This is a genomic window from Vagococcus sp. CY52-2 (assembly GCF_022655055.1).
GTDB lineage: Bacteria > Bacillota > Bacilli > Lactobacillales > Vagococcaceae > Vagococcus.
On record NZ_CP093384.1, the window covers coordinates 329,156 to 352,036 of the forward strand.

At 33.1% G+C, this 22,881-nt stretch carries 19 protein-coding genes, 2 pseudogenes and 2 other annotated features; of the genes and pseudogenes, 20 read left to right on the top strand and 1 reads right to left on the bottom strand.

The genetic code is table 11. From position 1 onward, the window contains the following. The first annotated feature begins 97 nt into the window (after nt 1-97). From MN187_RS01655 to truA, 12 genes and pseudogenes are all read left to right on the top strand, one after another. Nucleotides 98-1,090, top strand: coding sequence for a LacI family DNA-binding transcriptional regulator (locus MN187_RS01655; protein WP_117972459.1), 993 nt, complete (start codon nt 98-100; stop codon nt 1,088-1,090). Between the two features lie 80 nt (nt 1,091-1,170). Then, nucleotides 1,171-2,487, top strand: a complete 1,317-nt coding sequence (locus MN187_RS01660) for an ABC transporter substrate-binding protein (RefSeq protein ID WP_117972460.1) — start codon at nt 1,171-1,173, stop codon at nt 2,485-2,487. A gap of 65 nt (nt 2,488-2,552) precedes the next feature. Further along, complete coding sequence (locus MN187_RS01665; protein WP_117972461.1) at nt 2,553-3,431, top strand: carbohydrate ABC transporter permease; 879 nt, start codon at nt 2,553-2,555, stop codon at nt 3,429-3,431. A 2-nt stretch (nt 3,432-3,433) separates the two neighbouring features. Further along, nucleotides 3,434-4,282, top strand: a complete 849-nt coding sequence (locus MN187_RS01670) for a carbohydrate ABC transporter permease (RefSeq protein WP_071456316.1) — start codon at nt 3,434-3,436, stop codon at nt 4,280-4,282. A gap of 15 nt (nt 4,283-4,297) precedes the next feature. Next, nucleotides 4,298-5,758 (top strand): glycoside hydrolase family 32 protein, encoded by a 1,461-nt coding sequence (locus MN187_RS01675; RefSeq protein ID WP_117972462.1) that lies wholly within the window; start codon nt 4,298-4,300, stop codon nt 5,756-5,758. A 59-nt stretch (nt 5,759-5,817) separates the two neighbouring features. After that, nucleotides 5,818-6,679 (top strand): annotated as a pseudogene (locus tag MN187_RS01680) (ROK family protein). Between the two features lie 3 nt (nt 6,680-6,682). Next, nucleotides 6,683-6,893, top strand: a pseudogene (locus MN187_RS01685) (IS30 family transposase); the annotation flags it as partial. 157 nt (nt 6,894-7,050) lie between these two features. Continuing rightward, nucleotides 7,051-8,328 (top strand): MFS transporter, encoded by a 1,278-nt coding sequence (locus tag MN187_RS01690; RefSeq protein ID WP_117972463.1) that lies wholly within the window; start codon nt 7,051-7,053, stop codon nt 8,326-8,328. Nucleotides 8,329-8,374: 46 nt separating this feature from the next. Beyond that, the gene (locus tag MN187_RS01695) at nt 8,375-9,805 is read left to right on the top strand and encodes a glycoside hydrolase family 32 protein (protein ID WP_117972464.1); all 1,431 of its coding nucleotides are present in this window, start codon (nt 8,375-8,377) and stop codon (nt 9,803-9,805) included. A gap of 12 nt (nt 9,806-9,817) precedes the next feature. After that, the gene (gene scrK, locus MN187_RS01700) at nt 9,818-10,690 is read left to right on the top strand and encodes a fructokinase ScrK (protein ID WP_117972465.1); all 873 of its coding nucleotides are present in this window, start codon (nt 9,818-9,820) and stop codon (nt 10,688-10,690) included. A gap of 87 nt (nt 10,691-10,777) precedes the next feature. Then, entirely contained in the window at nt 10,778-11,788 is a 1,011-nt protein-coding gene (locus tag MN187_RS01705; RefSeq protein ID WP_117972466.1) for a LacI family DNA-binding transcriptional regulator, read from the top strand. A 217-nt stretch (nt 11,789-12,005) separates the two neighbouring features. Further along, nucleotides 12,006-12,746 carry a tRNA pseudouridine(38-40) synthase TruA gene (truA, locus tag MN187_RS01710; RefSeq protein WP_117972467.1) on the top strand — a complete coding sequence of 247 codons (741 nt, stop codon included), beginning with the start codon at nt 12,006-12,008 and terminating at the stop codon, nt 12,744-12,746. Between the two features lie 40 nt (nt 12,747-12,786). Here the strand turns inward: truA and MN187_RS01715 are convergent, their stop codons facing one another. After that, nucleotides 12,787-14,202, bottom strand: a complete 1,416-nt coding sequence (locus MN187_RS01715) for an MFS transporter (protein ID WP_117972468.1) — start codon at nt 14,200-14,202, stop codon at nt 12,787-12,789. Nucleotides 14,203-14,407: 205 nt separating this feature from the next. Here MN187_RS01715 and MN187_RS01720 point away from each other — a divergent pair, with 205 nt between their 5' ends. The 8 genes from MN187_RS01720 to MN187_RS01755 all read left to right on the top strand — a co-directional run bounded on the left by MN187_RS01720 (nt 14,408) and on the right by MN187_RS01755 (nt 22,861). Continuing rightward, a complete protein-coding gene (locus MN187_RS01720; RefSeq protein WP_117972469.1) occupies nt 14,408-14,965 on the top strand; it encodes a helix-turn-helix domain-containing protein in 558 nt (185 codons plus the stop codon). A 62-nt stretch (nt 14,966-15,027) separates the two neighbouring features. Then, complete coding sequence (locus MN187_RS01725) at nt 15,028-16,191, top strand: CynX/NimT family MFS transporter (RefSeq protein ID WP_241699270.1); 1,164 nt, start codon at nt 15,028-15,030, stop codon at nt 16,189-16,191. Nucleotides 16,192-16,330: 139 nt separating this feature from the next. Next, nucleotides 16,331-17,362: a branched-chain amino acid aminotransferase gene (locus tag MN187_RS01730; protein WP_117972471.1), complete on the top strand. Its 1,032-nt coding sequence runs from the start codon at nt 16,331-16,333 to the stop codon at nt 17,360-17,362. 52 nt (nt 17,363-17,414) lie between these two features. Then, nucleotides 17,415-17,650: a binding site (T-box leader), on the top strand. Nucleotides 17,651-17,687: 37 nt separating this feature from the next. Beyond that, nucleotides 17,688-17,927, top strand: a binding site (T-box leader). A 65-nt stretch (nt 17,928-17,992) separates the two neighbouring features. Further along, nucleotides 17,993-19,072, top strand: a complete 1,080-nt coding sequence (locus MN187_RS01735) for a methionine ABC transporter ATP-binding protein (RefSeq protein ID WP_117972472.1) — start codon at nt 17,993-17,995, stop codon at nt 19,070-19,072. Beyond that, nucleotides 19,056-19,736 (top strand): methionine ABC transporter permease, encoded by a 681-nt coding sequence (locus MN187_RS01740; RefSeq protein WP_117972473.1) that lies wholly within the window; start codon nt 19,056-19,058, stop codon nt 19,734-19,736. The genes MN187_RS01735 and MN187_RS01740 overlap by 17 nt, the downstream gene beginning before the upstream one ends. Before the next feature lie 21 nt (nt 19,737-19,757). Continuing rightward, entirely contained in the window at nt 19,758-20,609 is an 852-nt protein-coding gene (locus MN187_RS01745; protein ID WP_117972474.1) for a MetQ/NlpA family ABC transporter substrate-binding protein, read from the top strand. A gap of 24 nt (nt 20,610-20,633) precedes the next feature. Then, a complete protein-coding gene (locus MN187_RS01750; RefSeq protein WP_117972475.1) occupies nt 20,634-21,839 on the top strand; it encodes a M20 family metallopeptidase in 1,206 nt (401 codons plus the stop codon). Between the two features lie 338 nt (nt 21,840-22,177). After that, nucleotides 22,178-22,861, top strand: coding sequence for a metal-dependent hydrolase (locus MN187_RS01755; RefSeq protein ID WP_117972476.1), 684 nt, complete (start codon nt 22,178-22,180; stop codon nt 22,859-22,861). Nucleotides 22,862-22,881: the final 20 nt, after the last annotated feature.

Consider the following 22,881-nt stretch of genomic DNA (forward strand, 5'->3'; position numbering starts at 1 on the left):
ATAAAAGTAAATTATATATTTGTTCAATATAAATGGAATCGTTTCCTAACATTATGAAATGTGTTACAATAATTCTGAGAAATAAGGAGATGATGAGTTGAAAGCGACGATGAAAGATGTTGCCGCACTTGCTGGTGTCGGTGTTGGGACTGTATCAAGAGTTATAAATGGCATAAAAGTTAAGGAACAAACGAAGGATAAAGTTGAATCAGCAATCGAAATATTAAATTATGAACCAAATGAGTATGCAAGAGGGTTAAAAAAGAATAAAACTAATACCTTGGCGCTTATTGTCCCTACAATATGGCATCCTTTTTTTTCAGAGTTTGCGTACTATGTAGAAGAGGAATTAAGCAAAGAAGGGTACAAACTTTATTTATGCAATTCAAACGGAGAAGCTGATAAAGAAAAAGAATACATACAAATGGTTAAACAAAATAAAGTTGATGGAATTATTGGGGTTACCTATTCGGATATTGATAATTATGTATCTGCTAATTTACCTTTTGTTAGTATTGATCGCTATTTTACTGAAGATGTTTATTATGTTACAAGTGATAATTTGTTGGGAGGAAAAATAGCAGCTTCTGAATTGATAAAAAGAAAAGTTCAATATCCGGCATATATTTCAAGTGTATCAAAATATAAAAATGAAACATTAAAGAGATATGAAGGTTTTTCAGAATATTGTGAAGAGCATAATCTATCTGTTGTAAAATTAATGGTTGACGAACCAAGAGTGAATTTTGTGCAACAAGTTGAGCAGTTTTTGATAGAACACCCTGAAATAGATGGTATATTTGCTGTTAATGATTTAACGGCTTTAGATATTATTAAGGTATTAGATAAATTAGAGAGAAAAGTTGGGGAAGATATTCAAATAATTGGATTTGATGGTTCTAAAACGGCACTGGATCAAAATTATTTATTATCAACAATTAGACAACAAGTAGATAAGATGGCCGAAGTCTCTGTCCAAAACATTATTAAGTTAATTAATGGAAATGAAGTGCCAAAACGAGTCATGCTACCAGTGAAATTTGTTGAAGGTTATACAACAAAAAAAAATATTGACATCATTGAAAAATGATGTTAAATTTAACGCATTAAAGGAAACGTTTCCATTTTTTATTTATGACATTATGGAAACGTTTCAAAAGGGGAGAGAGTATGAAGAAACTTTTTAAATATTCAATGTTGTTAATTGCTACATTGGGTCTAGTATCTGCATGTGGGGGATCTAAAGAAACCAAAAAAGAAGATAAAGATCCTGGAAGTATCAAAGTTTGGGTACAGTTTTCAGATGAAACACCAGAAGGAAAAGCTTGGCAGGAAATTGTTGACGGATTTAATAAAGAGTACAAAGGGAAATATAAGGCGTCAACAGAATATATTCCACGTAGTGGGAGTGGTGGTGGATATGAAGATAAAGTAAATGCAGCTGTAACAACTAAAACATTACCTGATGTAATAACCTTAGATGGTCCAAATACTGCGGCATATGCTCACTCTAAAGTAATTGCACCTTTAGATAATTATTTAAAAGATGCAGACATGGATGATGTGCTTGATAGTATCAAACAGCAAGGAACTTACGATGGAAAATTTTATGCATTTGGTTTTTCTGAGTCAAGTGTAGGAATGTATTATAATAAAAAAATGTTCAAAGATGCGGGCATTAAAGATGAAGAATTACCAACAATTGATAAACCTTGGACATGGAGTGAATTAGAAGATATTTTATCTAGATTACATAAGAAATATGATTCGCCAGTATTTGATATGCAAATTGCAAGCAACGATGAAATGTTAACTTATGCATATACACCATTTATTTGGTCAAATGATGGTGACGTGGTAAACAGCAAAGGAACTGAAGCTAAAGGTCAATTTAATAGTAAAAATTCTGTGGAAGCGTTATCTTTTATTCAGAACTTAGTAAAAAAAGACTATGTACCAATTACACCGGTGGAAAAAGGATTTGAAACTCAAAAATATCCGATGTATTTAAGTGGTTCATGGACAATGGCAGATTTAGAAGCTAATTATCCAGATGTTGATTATGGAATTTTACCTTATCCTGTATCTGATAAAACTAAAAAATTAGTATCACCAACTGGTAGTTGGCAATTAGCGATGACAACACAGACTGAGAAAAAAGATGCAGCTGCTGCCTTTATATTATATGCAACAAATACAGAATCAAGTAAAATAATGAGTTTAGCAAATAGTGTACTACCTATTAGAAAATCTACAATTGATTTAATTAAAAATGACGTTTCTGAAGGCATGAAAGTATTGATGGAGCAAAATCAAGTTTCTGGCCATGCAAGACCTGTTGTGGTGGCATATCCTCAAGTCTCAAGAGCCTTCCAACAAGCAATACAAGATTTAAGTTACTTTGATGAAAACCCTGATGTACAAAAAGTTGCAGATCAACGAGCTGAAGAGATGCAGCAAGCAATAGATGTTTCATTAAAGAGATAAAATAAGAACAGGTAATTAGTAGAATATATTACGAATTGCCTGTTTGATTTTAAAGGAGAGAGATTATGGGAAAGCAAAATGATAGAAAACAGAATGCTTTAGGTTATTTATTTTTAAGTCCTGCACTTATATTATTAGTTATCTTTTTACTCATACCTATTGGAATGATGTTTTATTATGCGTTTACAGATTATTATTTGTTAACACCCGATGCAAGACAATTTGTTGGATTAGATAATTTTAAAAAATTGATGTCAGACCCAATATTTAAGCAAAGTATTTGGAATACAGCTAAGTTCGTTGTATGGATTATTCCGGTTCAATTGGGAGCTGCTTTAGGAATGGCTTTAATAGTGAATAAACAACGTAAAGGAAATATATTTTTTAAAGTAGCTTTTTTTGCACCAGTAGTAATGTCTTTAGTTGTTATCTCCATTTTATGGTTGTATCTATTAAATCCAAACGAAGGTTTAATTAACGCATTGCTTAATAAAATAGGGATTGCTTCGATGCCGTTTTTAAAGAGCCCTAAACAGGCAATGTATACCATTGTTTTCGTTTCAGCATGGCAAGGAGCAGGATACCAAATGCTTCTACTCTTGGGTGGTATGCAAAATATACCAAAAGATGTCTATGAAGCAGCTGAACTAGACGGATTTACAAAGTTCCAACAATTTAGATATATTACTATGCCTCTACTAAAACCAACAGCAATATTTGTTTTATTAACAACATTAATATCAGCGTTCAAATTAATTGTTCAACCAATGGTAATGACACAAGGTGGTCCAATGAATTCAACAATGACTATGGTTTACTACATTTACCAAACAGGATTTACTGATAGATTAGTAGGTTACTCAAGCTCAATTGCTTTAATATTTACAACGATGATTGGTTTGATAACTATTGCTCAACGTAAAATAACTAAGGAGGATGAATAACAATGCAGAAAAAAAATATATTATTAAAGATTATAGAATATGTTTTACTGATAATTCTTGCTTCATTGTTCCTATTCCCAATGTTATGGATGGTTGCGTCATCTATGAAACCAGAAGCGGACGTATTTAACAATTTAACGTCATTAAAAGCATTTTTACCAAGTTTAAATCCAGCCAATTGGTTTAAAACATACGAAGAAGTTATTTCTCGTTTTAGTGTAGGAACATATCTCTTAAATAGTATTTTTTATGGATTAACATTTGCATTAGGTTCAATTATCGTCAATTCGTTGGCAGGATTTGCTTTTGCAAAAATTAATTTTTCAGGTAAAAAAATACTTTTTGGCTTGTTACTAGCACTGTTGATTGTACCGGTTGAAACCATATTAATCTCTCAATTTACAATAGTTGAAAAATTAGGTCTAGTAAATACTAGATTAGCAGTTATTTTGCCTGGTATGGCAAGTGTATTTAACATTTATCTGTTTCGTAATTTTTTTATCGCAATACCTGATGAAATTATTGAATCGGCCAAAATGGATGGAGCTAGTATGGGAACAATATTTTTCAGAATTATGCTCCCAATGTCGAAACCGGCTGTTGCAACAGTAGGGGTATTATCTTTTATCGGTAGTTGGAATGACTACATTTGGCCTCTAATGGTTCTAACAGATAAGAGTAAATTTTCGATGCAGATTGCCATTACAACGATAAATACAACACAACCCGTATATATAAATCAAGTTATGGCAGTTTTAACTATATCAACCATTCCATTAGTAATTATTTATATCGTAGCACAAAAATACATATTACAAGGTTTAGGTGGTTCTGGTACCGGAATCAAATAAAGGAAGGACACATATATGAGTCAATCAGTGAATAATTATATTTTAGAAAATAAGAATAAAATCAATCAAACATTTCGTAATAAGTTTCATTTGATGCCTACTTTAGGGTGGATGAACGACCCAAATGGTTTCGTCTATTATAAAGGTGAATATCATTTGTTTTATCAATACTATCCATATGATAGTGTTTGGGGACCGATGCACTGGGGACACGCAAAATCGAAGGATCTGATTCATTGGGAAGATTTACCAGTTGCTTTAGATCCTGGTGAAGCATATGATGCAGATGGTTGTTTTTCTGGGAGTGCCATTGTTGTTGAGGACAAGCTATATCTTTTATATACAGGGCACTATGAAAGAAGTGGAGAAAGAAGAGAGACTCAATGCTTGGCTGTATCAACAGATGGAATAGTTTTTGAAAAATATGAAAAAAATCCAGTGATCTCAGAGAAACAACTGCAAAAATATGGTGATATATCTGACTTTAGAGATCCAAAAGTTTTTTATCGTGAAGGTGTATTTTATACAGTTGTAGCAACAAAAAGTGAGACAAATTTAGGTAGAATATTATTATTTGAGTCAAAAGATTTATTTGATTGGCAATTTAAGTCAATTCTTTTGGAAGGGAAAAAGCACCAAGGGATTATGTGGGAATGTCCAGATTTGTTTGAATTAGACAATAAGGATGTTTTAATCATGTCACCTATTGAAATGGAAAGACAAGGATATGCCTATTATAATATTAATTCGACTGTCGTGTTTGTAGGGAAGATAGACTGGAGTGAGGGGAAATTTTCAGTTGAGAATTATCATGAGATTGATACTGGATTAGATTTCTATGCTCCTCAAACTTGTCAAGATGACGAAGGTAACAGAGTCATGGTAGCGTGGATGCAGATGTGGCATAGGACAATATGGAGCCACGAATTATCTCATGGGTGGTCTGGCTCGATGACATTCCCAAGAGAACTAAGTATTGTTGAGAATAAATTAATACAAAAACCTTACAAAACATTTTATGATAACTTGAATACAATATTTAAGGACAACGATATTAGATTGACTGAAGAAAATATATATCAAAATAAATCATTAGATAATTTTAATTATTTAAAATTACAGTTAAAAACTGATAGCGCAGAAAAGGTTTATATTGAGTTATTTGGGAATAAAGTTTATATCAAATATGATGTTAATAGAAATTTGTTAACTTTAACTAGAAAAAATGATAAATATCATATTATTGGAGAAGAAGCTGAAGAATTGAATTCTAGAACGATGAAAGTTTTTCCTAAAAATGACGTTCTACTTATTGAATGTATCATTGACACATCATGTATTGAATTATTTGTAAATCATTCTGATACGATGACTGCAACTTACTATGATAATAATCGACTAAATCAGGTAGATATTCATGTGACAAGCGGTTCTTCACTGCTTGAAAGTATAGAAATTAGTGAGCTTAAATTGTAAGAGAAACTAGTGATATAATATAAAGAGATATGTCTTCTCATAGCTGAGAAGGTTTTATCGTGTTAATTGGTAGTACTGAAGCAGGCGGAACGAAATTTGTTTGTTCAGTGGGTGATGAAGATTATTGTGTACAAAATCAAGTGACCTTTCCAACAGCTATATCTGATGAGACGTTGAAAAAAGCGGTGGATTATTTCAAACAATTGGATCAAATGATGCTTTAGGTGTCGCATCATTTGATCCAATTGAGATTAGAAAACATTACGCCAAAATCAGGGTATTTAACGACCACACAAAAACCAGGATGGCAAGATGTGAATGGCATAGTTTATTTGCAAAATGAATGAGATGTCTCAATATCATGGGCTACAGATGTAAATGGTTCGGTTTATGGGGAATATATTATGTCAACATTATCTAATGAAAAAATAAATTCTTTAGTGTATTATACTGTTGAGATAGGTGTTGTGTTGGTGGTGGAGCTGAGATTGACGGTGATAATCTTGACTTTGCTGGGCATTCTGAGATGGGGCATACGTTCGTGAAACGCCATTCATATGACGTTAATTTTGATGAAATCTGTCCATTTCATGGAGATTGCTTAGAAGGACTCGTATTAGGCCCAACTTTTGAAGCAAGGCTAGGAAAGAAAGGTGAAACAGTCCCTTTAAATGATCCGGTGCGGGATATTATGGCTTATTATTTAGGGTAAGCGGTGATACAAGCTACGTTAATTATTCGCCCAGATAAAATTTTTTTGGTGGAAGTATTTCAAATGAACCATTACTTGAAAAAGTTCGAAACAATGTGAAAGAATTTATGAATACTGATGTTGAGTGACCACTATTTGATAAATATATTACAATGCCGTTGATTAAAAACAATGGGTCTGCCACATTAGGAAATTTTACCGATTTATGAATACCTCCAAAACGGATTTTAAATGAACGTTATAATGGGTTATTACGTAAAGATGGATTATCTAAACAAATGGGTTTCAACGAAATTGAGGAATCTTTTATCCAATCTATTGGATCTAAAAAATAATATTCCTAGACAATCATTAAACTATAAAACACCTTCGGAAGAATTTTTGAGTTGTGTAGACAACGATATTTTGTTTAGCTTAATGTGATAAATGACATTTAAAAAAATTCACAAAACAATTTATGTTATCCGGTTGACATGAAAGCGAATTTAATTTATACTCTTAAATATAGAAAGCGCTTTTCAAAAAAATGTTAACCGGTTGCTATAACTGGAAGACTATAATATCATCGGGGGAAACTGATATGTCAAAATTCAAAGAGTCATTTAAAAATCCATCTTATCTACAAAGTTCATTAACCTTACTACTATTCTTCGCTTCATGGGGAGTATGGTGGTCATTCTTCCAGCTATGGCTGACTTCTGAATCTAACGGTTTGGGATTAAGTGGTAGCGCTGTCGGAACGATTTTTTCAGCTAATTCATTAGTAACATTAATTTTTATGTTTATATATGGTACGTTGCAGGATAAGTTGTACATCAAACGAACACTATTAATTGTTTCAGCAGGCATTGCAACACTTGTGGGACCGTTTTTTATATGGGTTTATGGTCCATTACTAAAAAATAATTTTAATTTAGGAATACTTGTAGGAGCAGTTGTTTTATCAGCTGGATTTCTATCATCAGTTGGCATTTTTGAAGCGGTGACCGAAAGATTTAGTCGTTTGTTCGATTTTGAGTATGGTCAAGCTAGAGCCTGGGGATCATTTGGGTATGCGATTGTTGCATTATTAGCCGGTTTCCTTTTTGTGAAGAATTCTAACTTAAATTTCTGGGCTGGCTCATTTTTTGGCTTATTATTATTACTTAATTTATTGTTATGGAAACCTAAAGCTGAGAAAATAGCTAGCAAAGAATTTGAAGACAAACAAGCAGAATCAAGTAGTATTCCGTCTCTGAAAGAGATGTTTGGATTACTGAGATTACCGCAACTATGGGCAATTATTATTTTCATTGTGTTTACATGGACATTTTATAATGTATTTGATCAACAAATGTTTCCAGGTTTTTACACTAGTTTATTTTCAACATCAGCAGCAGGTGAAAAAATGTATGGTACGTTGAATGCGATTCAAGTATTTTGCGAAGCAATTATGTTGGGTGTTGTCCCAATCATCATGAGAAAAATCGGTGTAAGAAACACACTATTATGTGGTGTGACTATCATGTGCGTGAGAATAGGTCTATGTGGTTTTGCCTCATCACCAACAGCTGTTTCTTGTATTAAAATGCTACATGCCTTAGAAGTACCGATGTTTATTTTACCAATGTTTCGTTATTTTACTTTGCATTTTGATACTAAATTATCAGCCACTCTTTATATGATTGGGTTTCAAATTGCAGCACAAGTAGGTCAAGTTATTTTATCTACTCCATTAGGAATATTAAGAGATAAAGTGGGTTACCAGTCAACATTTAGAATTATTTCAATGATTGTTTTAGTGGCAGGGGTTTATGCCTTCTTTATTCTTAAAAAAGATGATCAAGATGTTCAAGGAGATCCATTCATTAGAGGTTAATAAATAAATTAATGACTATTAAAAACGAGAAAGTAGGAGATTTATTATGACAAACAAAGATACGATTGAATTAACAAACACACGCTATAGACTAGGGTATCATGTATCTGCGCCATCAGGATGGATTAATGATCCAAATGGTTTTTGTTTCTTTGATGGTTATTATCATGTGTTTTTCCAACACCATCCACATAGTGCTGAATGGGGACCAATGCATTGGGGACACGCTAGAAGTAAAGATTTAGTTCATTGGGAAGAATTGCCAATTGCGTTGACACCTGGTGATAAAGAAGACGAGGATGGTTGCTTCTCAGGTAGTGCAATTGAAAAGGATGGGGTACTCTATCTATTCTATACTGGACATCATTATTATGGAGATGGTGATAAAGAACATTTTTGGCAAAATCAAAATATGGCTTACAGTACAGATGGCATTCATTTTACAAAATATGAAAATAATCCTATCATCGCTAAAGAGCCTGGAGATAATACACATCACTTTAGAGATCCGAAAGTTTGGGAAAAAGATGGCATTTATTACATGATTTTAGGAAGTCAAGGTGAAGATGGACTAGGTAGAGCCATTATTTATTCATCTAAAGACTTATTAGAATGGGAATATGAAGGGCCTATTTCTAAAGCAACTGGGTTAAAAACGGAAGGCTTTATGTGGGAATGTCCAGACTTTTTTAATCTTGATGGAAAAGATATCTTATTATTATCACCACAAGGAATCGATGCTCAAGGGAAAGATTATTTAAATCTGTTCCAAACAGGGTATTTCATTGGTGATTATGACTATAAAACAGCAACATTTACACGTGGTGAGTTCCATGAATTGGATAAAGGGCATGATTTTTATGCGACACAAACAACATTAGCACCAGATGGTAGAAGAATTGTAATCGCGTGGATGGATATGTGGGAAAGCCCAATGCCTGAGCAAGAAGATGGTTGGGCAGGAGCTTTAACTATTCCACGTGAATTGAGATTAAAAAATGATCATCTTTACATGACACCTGTTAAAGAATTAGAAACTTTGCGCGCAGAAGAATTAAAGCATGATACAACAACTGTAATGAAAGAATTATGTTTAATAAAAGATGCCTTATCTAATGAATTATTAATAGATGCTCCACTAGATAAGTCAGAAGAACAAGAACTCATTATTTCATTAAAAACGTCTGAAAATGATTTGGTTTTATTAACTTATTCTAATAAAACGAATGAATTTATTTTAAAACGTAATGACAAAGACGACTTAAGATATGGTACAATTCAGTCATGTGATAAACTGTCATTACGAGTATTTATTGATACAAGTTCGATTGAAATTTTTATTAATGATGGAGAGCTCGTGTTCACTGAGCGTTTTTATACTGAGGAAAAACCTGAGGTATGTCTTTCAGTTAGTGAAAAACAAACAATTTCTTATACAGTTTATCGTCTTGAAAACGATGCAGTTTCTTATAACTAAGGAGGTTTTATTGTGTTAATTGGTAGTATTGAAGCAGGTGGAACAAAATTTGTCTGTGCTGTAGGGGATGAAGATTACCGTGTGAAAGATCAAATTACTTTTCCTACTACTACACCAGAAGAAACATTAAAAAAAGCAGTGGATTATTTTAAGCAATTTGAGATTGACGCACTAGGTGTGGCATCTTTTGGGCCAATTGAAATTAGAAAACATTCGCCAAAATCTGGTTATATTACAACGACACCAAAACCAGGTTGGAAAAATGTCAATGTACTAGGTTATTTAAAAGAGGAATTAAATGTTCCAATGTCTTGGACAACTGACGTGAATGGCTCAGCGTATGGTGAATATATTATGTCCACTTTATCAAATGAAAAAATAGATTCATTGGTTTATTATACTGTTGGAACAGGTGTTGGCGGTGGAGCCGTTATTAACGGTGACTTACTAGGTGAAGCGGGACATCCTGAGATGGGACACACCTATGTTAAGCGTCATCCTGATGATTTAGAATTTGAAGGGATTTGTCCTTATCATGGTGACTGCTTAGAAGGATTAGTTGCTGGTCCAACTTTTGAAGCTCGTTTGGGCAAAAAAGGTGAAACGGTTCCTTTAACAGATCCAGTTTGGGATATTATGGCTTATTATTTAGCACAGGCTGTTATTCAAACAACTCTTATTATTCGACCAGATAAAATCGTGTTTGGCGGAAGTGTGGCGAATGAAACCTTACTTGAAAAAGTTCGTAAAAATGTGACTGAACTCTTAAATGATTATGTTGGGTTACCACCTCTAGACAAGTACATTACTCGACCATTAATTAAAAATAATGGCTCAGCAACATTGGGTAACTTTGCTTTAGGATTAAACCAATTACAAGAATAATACTAGTAAAAAGGCTTTTATAATGAAGTGTTATAAAGGCCTTTTTTATGCTATTCTAGACACAGAAAAATGACGAGGGGTAGTTTTATGAGACCGAAGTTAGAAGATGTAGCCAAAAGAGCAAATGTATCAAAAACAACCGTGTCGCGGGTATTAAATAATCGAGGATACTTAAGTCAAAAAACGATTGATAAGGTTAACCAGGCGATTGAGGAGCTTAATTATCAACCAAACGTGGTGGCGAGGCAGCTTTACAATAAAAAAACTAATATTATTGGATTGCTATTTCCAACTGTAGCAAACCCTTTTTTTGGTGAGCTGGCTGAAGCATTAGAAAAGAAACTATATGAAAAAGGTTATAAAGTATTAATTGGTAATTCAATGAATGATTCCAAAAAAGAATCAGATTATTTAAATCAATTATTATCGGAGCAGGTAGATGGTTTAATTGTTGGAACGCATAATCAAGGAATACAGGAATATAAATATCAAAATCTACCCATTGTGGCGATTGATCGCGTGATGAATGAAGACATTCCAGTTATTGAGTCAGATAATTATCAGGGTGGTAGATTTGCTACTAAGGAATTGATTGAGCAAGGAGCAAAAAATATCATCCATACGAATGGACCTAGTGAATTAGAAACGCCAGCTAAACGTCGTCGAATAGCTTATGAAGAAACAATGAAGGAACATGATTTGATACCTAATACAATAACATTAGATTTTAATATTCCCTATCAAGAAAAGAAAAAAATATTTTATGATTTATTTGAAACATACCCAGATGTAGATGGAATTTTTGCATCAAATGATATGGATGCGGCCTTAATTTTACAAGTTGCAAAAGAAAAACGTATACGCGTACCAGAAGATTTATTACTTGTAGGTTATGATGGGACGCTTATGACACGGAGTATTTTGCCAGATTTGACTACTATTATTCAACCGATAGACGAGATGGCAGAGATAGCAATTGATATTTTAATGAAACGAATAAATAAAAAAGAAACAGAGAAAGAATATATCCTTCCAGTAAAAATTTGGCGAGGAAAAACATCAAAAAAGGACAGCTATAAGTCGGACATCATCTATTGAAGTAAAGTTATAGTTCCTTATATTTAATTCATGTAAAATGTATTTGTTGATAAATTAAGGTTAATGGTTATGACTAAATTGAATATTTGAAATAAATTCTGCGTGACAATATGGTGTAAATTAAGATGAAGTAGGACTGATTATTCTTTTATAATCTAATAAATTATGTCATGATAGACAAAGTGACAGTTAGACGATAAAGGAGATTGATGATAATATGAGAAACATAAAAATGACGATTGAATATGATGGGAAAAGATATCAAGGATGGCAACGGTTAGGAGATTCTGATAAAACAATTCAAGGCAAGATAGAAAATATTATTCATCAAATGACTGGTGAAAAAATAGAAATTATAGGCTCAGGTAGAACAGATGCAGGAACTCACGCAAAAGGACAAGTGGCTAATTTTAAAACAGAATCAACTATGTCTTTGGACGAGATGTTAGACTTTTTTCATCAATACTTACCACAAGATATTGTAGTGAAACAACTTAATGATATGCCAGAACGATTTCATGCTAGATATAATGCAAAGGGAAAACAATATAGCTATAATGTCTGGAATCATCGTATTCCATCAGCTTTTTATAAAAATTATAGCATGCATGTCCCAGAGTACTTAAATATAGAAAAAATGGAAGAGGCGTGTGAAAAATTAAAAGGAACGCATGATTTTCGAGGGTTTTCTGCATTGAAAAAAACGAAAAAATCAACTACTCGAACTATATCAGATATAGCCATTCAACGTCATGGTGACATTTTGCAATTTACCTTTGTAGGGGATGGCTTTTTACATAAAATGGTTCGCATTATGATGGGAACATTACTTGATATTGGTGTAGGTCGTTTAACTGTAGAAGACATCGATAATATTTTTGAGACTGGTATTAGAAGTCAAGCAGGTGATACAGTGCCAGCACAAGGTTTATTTTTAGATGAGGTATTTTATAAGTAATAAAAAAAGAAGAAACGTGTTGAGACACATTTCTTCTTTTTTAATCTTTTTTGAAGAATCTGATACCAGTTAACATTGTGGCAATGAAGCAAATAACAAATGAAGTGATATAAACAGCATGCATCCCATAAATGAAAACATCTGGACGTCCTGCTATATAAGTTGTAACCCTTTGTCCATAATGCTGACTCATTGCAGCGTACAAGATAGTTGTTGATAGAGAAATTCCTACCACCATCCCTAAATTTCGTGCAAGAGAATTTAAACTACCTGCTACACCTAAATCCTTTTTCTCGACATTGCTCATAACAAGAGTGTTATTGGGTGCTTGAAATAAGGCATTTCCAAGACCGACAAAAATAGAAGCAAATATAAAAAAGATAAGAGATGTTTGTTCGCCTAAAGTTAAATAGAGTAATTGAGAAATAGTGATTAAAATCAATCCCACAAAAGTTAATAATTTTGCACCAACTTTATCAGTGATATATCCACTAACAGGAGAGCCAATTATCATAGTAAAAGGAACTACCATCATTAAGATACCTGCAAAACTAGCAGAATAGCCTCTTGTATTTTGTAAATAAAAAGGAATCACAACATTTGTAAAAAAGTTTGTGACAAAAATCATAGAAGCTGTTAACAAACTTAACGTAAATACTTTATTTTTAAATAAAGAAAATTGAATGAGAGGATTGTTCTTTTTTGTCTCAATTCGGTAAAAAATTACCATCGTTATCAATGCAATAATAATTAATAAAATAGGCAATGTGTGTGTATAACCTAATTCTTGACCGATAAATATGCCACCAAATAAAGTTAAAATAATTGTGGCAAATAATATAAATCCGATAAAATCAATTTTAGTCCCAGATTTTGTTGAATCTTTTGGTAAAACTTTTTGTCCAAGTAAGATAGTTAATATGCCAATAGGTACATTGATTAAAAAAATATATTCCCAAGAAAATTGGGCAAGAATGACACCGCCAAGTCCAGGACCCATAATCGATCCCAGTGACACGAAAGCACCAATCATCCCTAATGCTCGACCACGTTCACTTAACGGAAAAACTTCTGTGATAATTCCTGTGTTTGTTGACATAGTCATACTAGCACCAATCGCCTGGATAACACGAGAAAGTAGGATGAGTTCAAATGTATGAAAGACACCACATAATAACGAACCTAAGACAAATGTTATCGTTCCAATACGAAATATTTTAATCTTTCCAATACTGTCGCCAACCTTACCGAAAAGTGGTAAACAAGCACAAACGGTCATTAAATAAATTGATACAATCCATTCTGCTTGATTCATTGGAATATGCATGTCTTTTGACATTACTGGTAGAGCGATATTAACAATACTTCCATCTAGTGTAGACATGAAAGTAAATAGTCCAATCGCAACTAAGACAAGCCATCTATTTTTGCTAGGTGATTGATTTATTGTTTTCATTAATTTTTCCTCCATTAATCTATTGGTATAGCGTTTAACATCATTCATTGGAATAAAGTAAGTGAAATGAATAACCAATAATAAATAAACTACTTTATTATCTTACTACAAAGTTTCATTTTTTAGGGGAATTTTTTATAAGAAACAAACTACGATATTTATGATAAACTAGGTTGAAAGAATAAATTAGGGGGACAGGTTGTTTATGGTGGAAAGCAATGAAAAAGATGTTGTTCATCAGTTAGGTGTCTATATTAGAAAGATAAGAAAAGAGTCCGGACTAACGATGGAACAACTATCAAAAAAATCAGGCGTGAGTGTTTTATCAATTGGTAATATTGAAAATGGTCGGACCAATCCAACGATTAATATTTTATGGAAGTTATCCCAAGCATTAAATATGACCTTATCCCAATTAATTGGTTACTCTAATGTATCAAATACTGTATCTAAAGTCAGCACCATGGCTTATTTTATGAGTGATTTAACAAAAGGATGGCTGGTGCAACCTGTTTTTCGTGAAGATAATATTGAAGTGTTTAGAGTATGCTTAAAGGCTAATTCTATTAATACCGCACAATATCAGCCAAAGGAATCTGTTGAAGTATTAACGGTAATGAAGGGGAAAATTGCTATAAAAGTCGAAGGTAACATTTATCATTTAGAAACATATGATACGATTAATTTTTATTCTGGAACCATTCATGAATACATTAATGAAACTGATGAGGATGCTCTTTTAAGTATTGTTGTTAAATATTAAAAAGTATATTATAATATATATTTATATATTATAATATACTTTTTGATTTAAGGAGATTAATGATGGAAAAGAAAATAAATAAAGTGTTGTTGTTAGGAGTTATTTTTGTAGCGATGAATTTACGATCGCCCATTACTGCTGTAGGACCATTAATAGGGGTTATCTCAGATGATTTAATACTTTCAGGAGGGCAAGCGGGATTAATTACTACTATTCCATTGATGTCTTTTGCTATTATTTCTCCAATTGTACCTAAATTAGCAAATAAATGGACAATAGAAAAAACAATTTTTGGTGCTTTAATTGTCTTATTACTAGGTATGTTTTTACGAGCTATCCCACAACTAACTTTTTTGTTTTTAGGAACAACATTTTTAGGTGCAACTATTGCGATTTGTAATGTTCTTATCCCAGGACTTGTAAAAAAAGAATTTCCTCATCAAAGTGGTTTAGTAACAGGAATTTATTCTGTCAGTATGAATTTAACAGGTGCAATTGCATCTGGAATCAGTATTCCTTTAGTAAGAAAAATTGGATTAGACTGGAACGTTGCTTTGGGATTATGGTCAATTTTAGCATTAACAGCATTTATTTGTTGGCTACCTCAGTTGAAACGTCAAGATAAAGAGGTTCAAGAGATGGTTTCACAAGAGAATATATCCATTTGGACGTCAACGCTTGCTTGGTCAGTCACGTTATTTATGGGGATTCAGTCCTTTATTTTTTATGTATTAGTTGCGTGGCTACCAGAAATGTTAGTGGACAAAGGGCTATCGACAACACAAGCAGGTGGTATGTTATCATTACTGCAAATGACGTTGTTGCCTATCACATTTATTGTGCCAATTATTGCTGAAAAACGACCAAATCAAAAAAGTTTTGTTTGGGTTTCTTTTTTATTGTTTGCTTTTGGTATTTTAGGATTAATGGGAAATAATATGAAGATAGTGACTCTGTCTATTATGGGAATAGGTATAGCTGGAGGAATTGCTTTTAGTTTATCCATGATGTTTTTTAATTTACGAACAACGAGTGCAAAGCAAGCCGCTGAACTATCGGGAATGGCTCAGTCTGTTGGGTATTTACTTGCAGCAACAGGTCCTTTTTTATTTGGTTTTTTACATGATGTAACAAAAACTTGGCAGTCATCTCTGATTATTTTATTAATGATGACAAGTATTTTATTAATCGTTGGGCTTAACTCAGCGAAAAAACGTGTTATCTAACATTAACAAGGTATAAAAATTTTTATACCTTGTTAATGTTTATTTTGTTTATGAAAAATTTGAAAAAGATAGAGATAAGAAAGAATGTGTGGTAAAATGAGAAAAAAATGAGAATGATTAGAAAAAGGGGATGGGTTTAATGACATTAGATTGGAATAATTTAGGTTTTGATTATATTAAAACTCCGTATCGATACATTGCACGGTATAAAGATGGTAAATGGTCAGAAGGTGAGTTAACAGAAGATAACACATTACATATTAGTGAAGGATCTATGGCACTTCATTATGGACAACAGTGCTTTGAAGGATTAAAGGCATATCGTTGTAAAGATGATTCAATTAATTTATTTAGAGTAGATGAAAATGCTAAACGAATGAAAGTGAGTGCAAATCGTTTGATGATGCCAGAAGTGCCAGAAGAGATGTTTATTGACGCTGTAAAAAAAGTGGTTAAAGCAAATGAAAATTTTTGTCCCCCTTACGATAGCGGGGCGACACTTTATTTAAGACCTTTATTAATTGGTGTTGGTGATGCCATTGGTGTTGGACCAGCACCTGAATATTTATTTACAGTCTTTTGTACGCCTGTAGGCCCATATTTTAAAGGTGGATTAAAGCCAACTAATTTTATCGTGTCAGAATATGACAGAGCAGCGCCACAAGGGACAGGTGCTGTAAAAGTTGGTGGAAACTATGCTGCGAGTCTTTATCCTGGTAAATTAGCAAAAGAAAAACAGTTTTCAGATTGTATCTATCTTGATCCAGCAACGCATACAAAGATTGAAGAAGTGGGTTCTGCTAATTTTTTTGGTATTACAAAAGATGATGAGTTTGTCACACCGTACTCTCCATCTATTTTACCAAGTATTACAAAGTATTCTTTATTGTATCTTGCAAAAGAAAGATTAGGTTTAAAGACTCGTGAGGGAGATGTTTATTTAAAAGATTTGGATGAGTTTAAAGAAGCAGGAGCATGTGGAACTGCAGCTGTTATTTCTCCAATTGGGGGAATACAAGTAGGCGATGATTTCCATGTGTTTTACTCGGAAACAGAAGTAGGGCCAGTAACTAAAAAATTATATGATGAATTAGTAGGAATCCAATTTGGAGATATTGACGCACCAAAGGGATGGATCACAAAAGTAGAGTTAACATTAAATAAAGATTAAAAAAATGTTGACAGGATTAAAAAAATCGTGTAGATTAATGGCAACATATAAATAATGTTCTGTTTGATTAGGAAAGTAAGCTTTGATGCTTTTTAGAGAGACTCTGGTTGGTGAAAAGAGTTAAGTGATGATAAGTTGAAAATGACCTATGAGGAAAGAGTATCGATAGGTAGGTGCTCTCGGAAAAAGTTTCACCGTTAAAAGAAACACCGATAGATCCATTGTCGGGTATGAGGGAAGAAGAAATTCTTCTAAAAAAAGGTGGTAACACGATAAGTCGTCCTTTTACATAGTTCGCTATGTAAAAGGGCTTTTTTATTTTTATAGACCTACATTGACATGGTAAGTAGATTGACTTTATTTTTTACAGAGAACCTCGTGAAGCTGAGAAGAGGAAAGGTAAACCAATTGAAAATGGCCATGGAGTAATTTATATTCGAGCATTTTGATGTCAGAGTATAACGAGCGCAACCGTTAACTTGCTAGAGTATGATAGTACTCGATAAGGATTAATTTGTGAGAATTAATCAAATTAGAGGTGGTAACACGCACAAGCGTCCTCAAGAAAACAAATGACAGGGTTTGTTTTCTTGAGGATGTTTTTTTATAAATGAATTTGGAGGAAATAAAATGATTGAGTTGAAAGATATATCAGTAACATTCTATCAACCAGACAGACAAATTAATGCTGTCAAAGATGTTAATCTAACTATAGATAAAGGTGATATCTATGGCATTGTCGGTTTTTCTGGTGCAGGAAAAAGTACGTTAGTGAGAGTGATTAATTTATTACAACGACCGACATCAGGTGAGGTCATTATAAAAGGAGAAAACATTACCAATTTAAAGGGAAAGGATTTAAGAAGAAAGAGACAGTCCATTGGGATGATTTTCCAACATTTTAATCTAATGGCAAGTCGTACTATTTTTGATAATGTTGATTTTTCATTAAAGTATTCAGGAAAATCAAAACAAGAGAGAAAAGAAAAAGTAACAGAATTATTAGAATTAGTTGGTTTATCTGATAAACATGACGCGTATCCAAGCCAATTGTCAGGTGGGCAAAAACAACGTGTTGCTATTGCAAGAGCTTTAGCAAATGACCCAGAAATTCTTTTATGTGATGAAGCAACAAGTGCTCTTGATCCAAAAACAACATTACAGATTTTATCTCTATTAAAAGAATTGAATAAACGGTTAAATCTAACCATTGTACTTATTACCCACGAAATGCAGGTGGTTAAAGAAATATGTAATAAAGTTGCCGTAATGGAAAATGGCGAGATTGTTGAAAAAGGAGACAGTGTCACATTATTCAGCCAAGCGGAAAAAGAATTGACTCAGACATTTATTCGAACAGCTTCACATATTGATCAAGCCCTAGAAACGATACTGAATAGTCAATCGTTTATTGATTCATCCAACGATATTTGGCTGATTGAATTATCTTATATAGGAAGTCAAACCAATGAAGCATTAATTTCACAACTGTACAGTCGTTTCCAAGTATCAGCCAATATTCTTTATGGAAATGTTGAAATTATTCAAGATGTTCCATTGGGAAGCTTAGTGGTCAGTTTGTCAGGTGACATTGATAAACGACAAGAAGCAGTAGCATATCTTATTGCTGAAGGCGTGAAAATTACAATCGTTAAAGCAGATGAGCCAGTTGAAGTGGAAGGAGTGAATCATTATGCAAAGGTTAATTGAAAATTATCTACCAAATGTGAGTCAAATTCCAGATGAATTTAAGCAAGCGACTATTGAAACATTATACATGTCGTTTTGGACAGCCATTATTGCGGGAATATTTGGTTTGATATTTGGTGTTATTTTAGTCGTCACTCGACCAGGTGGATTATTAGAACAAAAATATTTGTATCACCTATTAGATAAAATTGTGAATGTAGTTCGTTCCATACCATTTATCATCTTACTGGCTTTATTAAATGTTGTGACGCGTGTGATTGCAGGAACAACAATTGGCGCAACAGCAGCACTTGTACCACTTGTTGCAGGAGTTGTCCCATTTTTTGCAAGACAGATTGAAGTCGCGTTACTCGAAGTTGACCCGGGAGTTATTGAGGCGGCTGAGGCAATGGGAACAAGTCCTTTAGGAATTATCTTTAGAGTGTATTTAAAAGAAGGTTTACCAGGCATTGTCAGAGTTTCAGCCCTCACGATTATCAATGTGATTGGGTTAACAGCGATGGCTGGAGCAGTTGGGGCTGGAGGGTTAGGGAATCTAGCCATATCAAGAGGCCATAATAGATTTCAAAGTGATGTCACTTGGGCAGCATTGATTATTATTTTATTAATCGTATTTATTTGTCAGGGAATTAGTAACTTTATCATAAAAAAAATAAGCCATTAACAATCAAAAGGAGAATGAAATATGAAAAAATTTGTCGGATATATCGTAGCAGTTGCAGTAGTATTATTAGTTGTTACAGGGTGTGGTTCAGGTAATAAAGAGGCAATATCTGAATCAAAAAGCGGAAAAGAAATGACAGTAAAATTAGGTGTTGTCGGATCAGACACAGATGTTTGGGATAATGTACAAAAGAGATTGAAAGATGAAGGAATTAATCTAGAATATGTAAAATTTACTGATTATAGTCAACCAAACGTGGCTTTAGATAGTGGTGATATTGATTTAAATTCATTCCAACATCAAATCTTTTTAGATAACTTTAATCAAGAACATGGGACAGATTTAGTATCAATTGGGAATACAGTGAATGCACCTTTGGGAATCTATTCAGAAAAAATTAAAGATGTTAAAGAACTAAAAGATGGAGACACCATCTCTATTCCAAATGATGTAACAAATGGGGGGCGTGCGTTATTACTTCTTCAAACAGCAGGGTTAATCAAAGTTGATCCAGCCAAAAAACAATCACCAACAGTGAGTGATATTACAGAGAATAAATTGAATTTAAAAATTGAAGAATTAGATGCTTCTCAAACACCTCGTTCTTTACAAGATGTTGCAGCAGCTATTATCAATAGTGGTGTGGCAGTAGATGCTGGATACCATCCAACGAAAGATGCGATATTCTTAGAACCAGTAGACGATACATCAAAACCATATGTCAATATTATTGTGGCAAGAAAAGAAGATGAAGATAACGAAACATACCAAAAAATAGTAGATGCTTATCAAACAGAAGATACGAAAAAAGTGATTGAAGAAACATCTAAAGGCTCAAGTATTCCAGCATGGGATACATTTGGTAAAAAATAAGGCTACTTAAAGGAGAAAAGGACTATGACAAGAGCAGAACAATCAGCAATTATAAAAAATTATATTAAAAAACAATTACCTATATATAAAGAACTAGCATTAGACATACACGCCCATCCGGAAGTCAGTAACTATGAAGTTTACTCATCAGATGTATTAATTAATCAATTGAAAAAAGAAGGTTTTGACGTTAAAAAAAATGTTGCTGGTCACCATACAGGATTTGATGCACGATATAAATCTGGCAAGCCTGGACCAACTTTAGCATTTTTGGCTGAATACGATGCCTTACCTGGAATTGGTCATGCATGTGGACATAACTTATTTGGAAACTATTCAGTTTTAGCTGCTAGTGCATTAAAACAAGTGATAGATGAAGTTGGTGGTGAAATTCGCATTTATGGAACACCTGGAGAAGAAGGAGGGGAAAATGGATCAGCTAAAGGTAGTTTTGTAAGAGAGGGATTTTTTGATGATGTTGATGCCGCCCTCTGCGTTCATCCTGCACACAAGTATGGCAAGACGGCTTTAGGATTAGCAAACGATCCGGTAGATATTGAATTCTTTGGTGTGGCTTCTCATGCTGCAGCAGCACCTGAAAAGGGAGTTAATGCGCTCGATGCTTTAATACAAGTGTTTAATGGTATTAATGGACTAAGGCTTCATCTACCAAAAGATGTGAATATTCATGGCATTATTACTAATGGGGGAGTTGCTGCGAACGTTGTTCCTGAATATGCGTCTGGACGTTTTTATTTAAGAGCAGCTAATAGAAAAACGTTAGATGATGTCTATCAAAAAGTTGAAAATATTGTTAAATGTGCGTCAATTGCGACAGGAGCAGATTACAAATTTGGGTTATTTCAAAATGGAGTAGATGATATTATTGTGACACCAACATTTGATGATATTTTTGTTAGTCATTTTGAGAGAATCGGTATTTCAGAAGAAGAAATATATAGTGGTGAAAGACAAAATATCGGTTCTTCCGATGTTGGAAATGTTAGTCAAGTGATTCCAACCATTCAACCAACAGTATCTATCTCTGATGAATACATTGCAGGTCATTCAGAAGAATTTAAAGCAGCCGCTAAAAGTGAGAAAGGTTTAAATTCAATAGGAATTGCTGCCCAGTTGTTAGCAGAAACAGCGTTGGATTTACTTTTAGATGACAAGTTATTAAATGAAATAAAAGAAGAACATAAAAAACAAAAAATACAAGGAAATTAATCTTTATTCTTTATCAATATAATAGATTTTTATATTGATATTACCAATCCCCTCTTTTTAAAAAAACTAACATTATATAGTAAAGATGTAGTGGTCATGCCTTTATAGAGATTGGACCCTGCTATAATTTTTTATGTTAATCATTAGGCTTGAAAATAAGAAAATAATTTGTTTATCTTATATAGAAATAAGCTATCCCCCCTAGTTATTTTTTATTAAGATGTTTCTAAAAAAACAAGTCTAAAGCATGACTGAATGGTATTATTCCATTCAGTTTTTTGAGTTATTTTATAGAAATAGGTATAATTGATTTATCTAATAAGTTAGGAGGAAATTATATGAAAATTAGTTATCATGGTCATTCAGTCGTTATTATAGAAACAGATGATCATACTCGTATTTTAATTGATCCATTTATTACAGGAAATAAATTAACAGACCTAACACTAGAAAAAGTGGAAATAGATTATATTTTTATTACTCATGGACATAGTGACCATGTGGGGGATTTGGTTTATTTAGCTAAAAAAAACAATGCTCAAGTTGTTGCTATTCCAGAAATTTGTCATTTTGCAACAAGTCAAGGAATTAAGAATGTTCATCCTATGAATATAGGAGGAAAGTTTGATTTTCCGTTTGGTCAAGTTAAAATGGTTTTTGCACAACACAGTTCAGGATATGAGTTGGATGGTGAGATGATTTATATGGGAGAACCCGCTGGATTTATCTTTACCATTGATAATAAGTCAATTTATCATGCCGGAGATACTGCTTTTTATAGTGATTTATCTTTGTTGAAAGATGATTTTGATTTAGATGTCGCTTTTTTACCAATTGGTGACAACTTTACAATGGGGATAGCAGACGCTGCAAAAGCATCAAACGTTATTCAAGCAAAATTGACTATACCGATTCATTATAATACCTTTCCTGTTATAGAACAAAATCCATATGAGTTTATTGGTTTATTACCAGAAAATACAGGTAAAGTATTAGAACCAGGAGAGTTCATTAGTATTTAAAAATCATATGAGAACAGTCC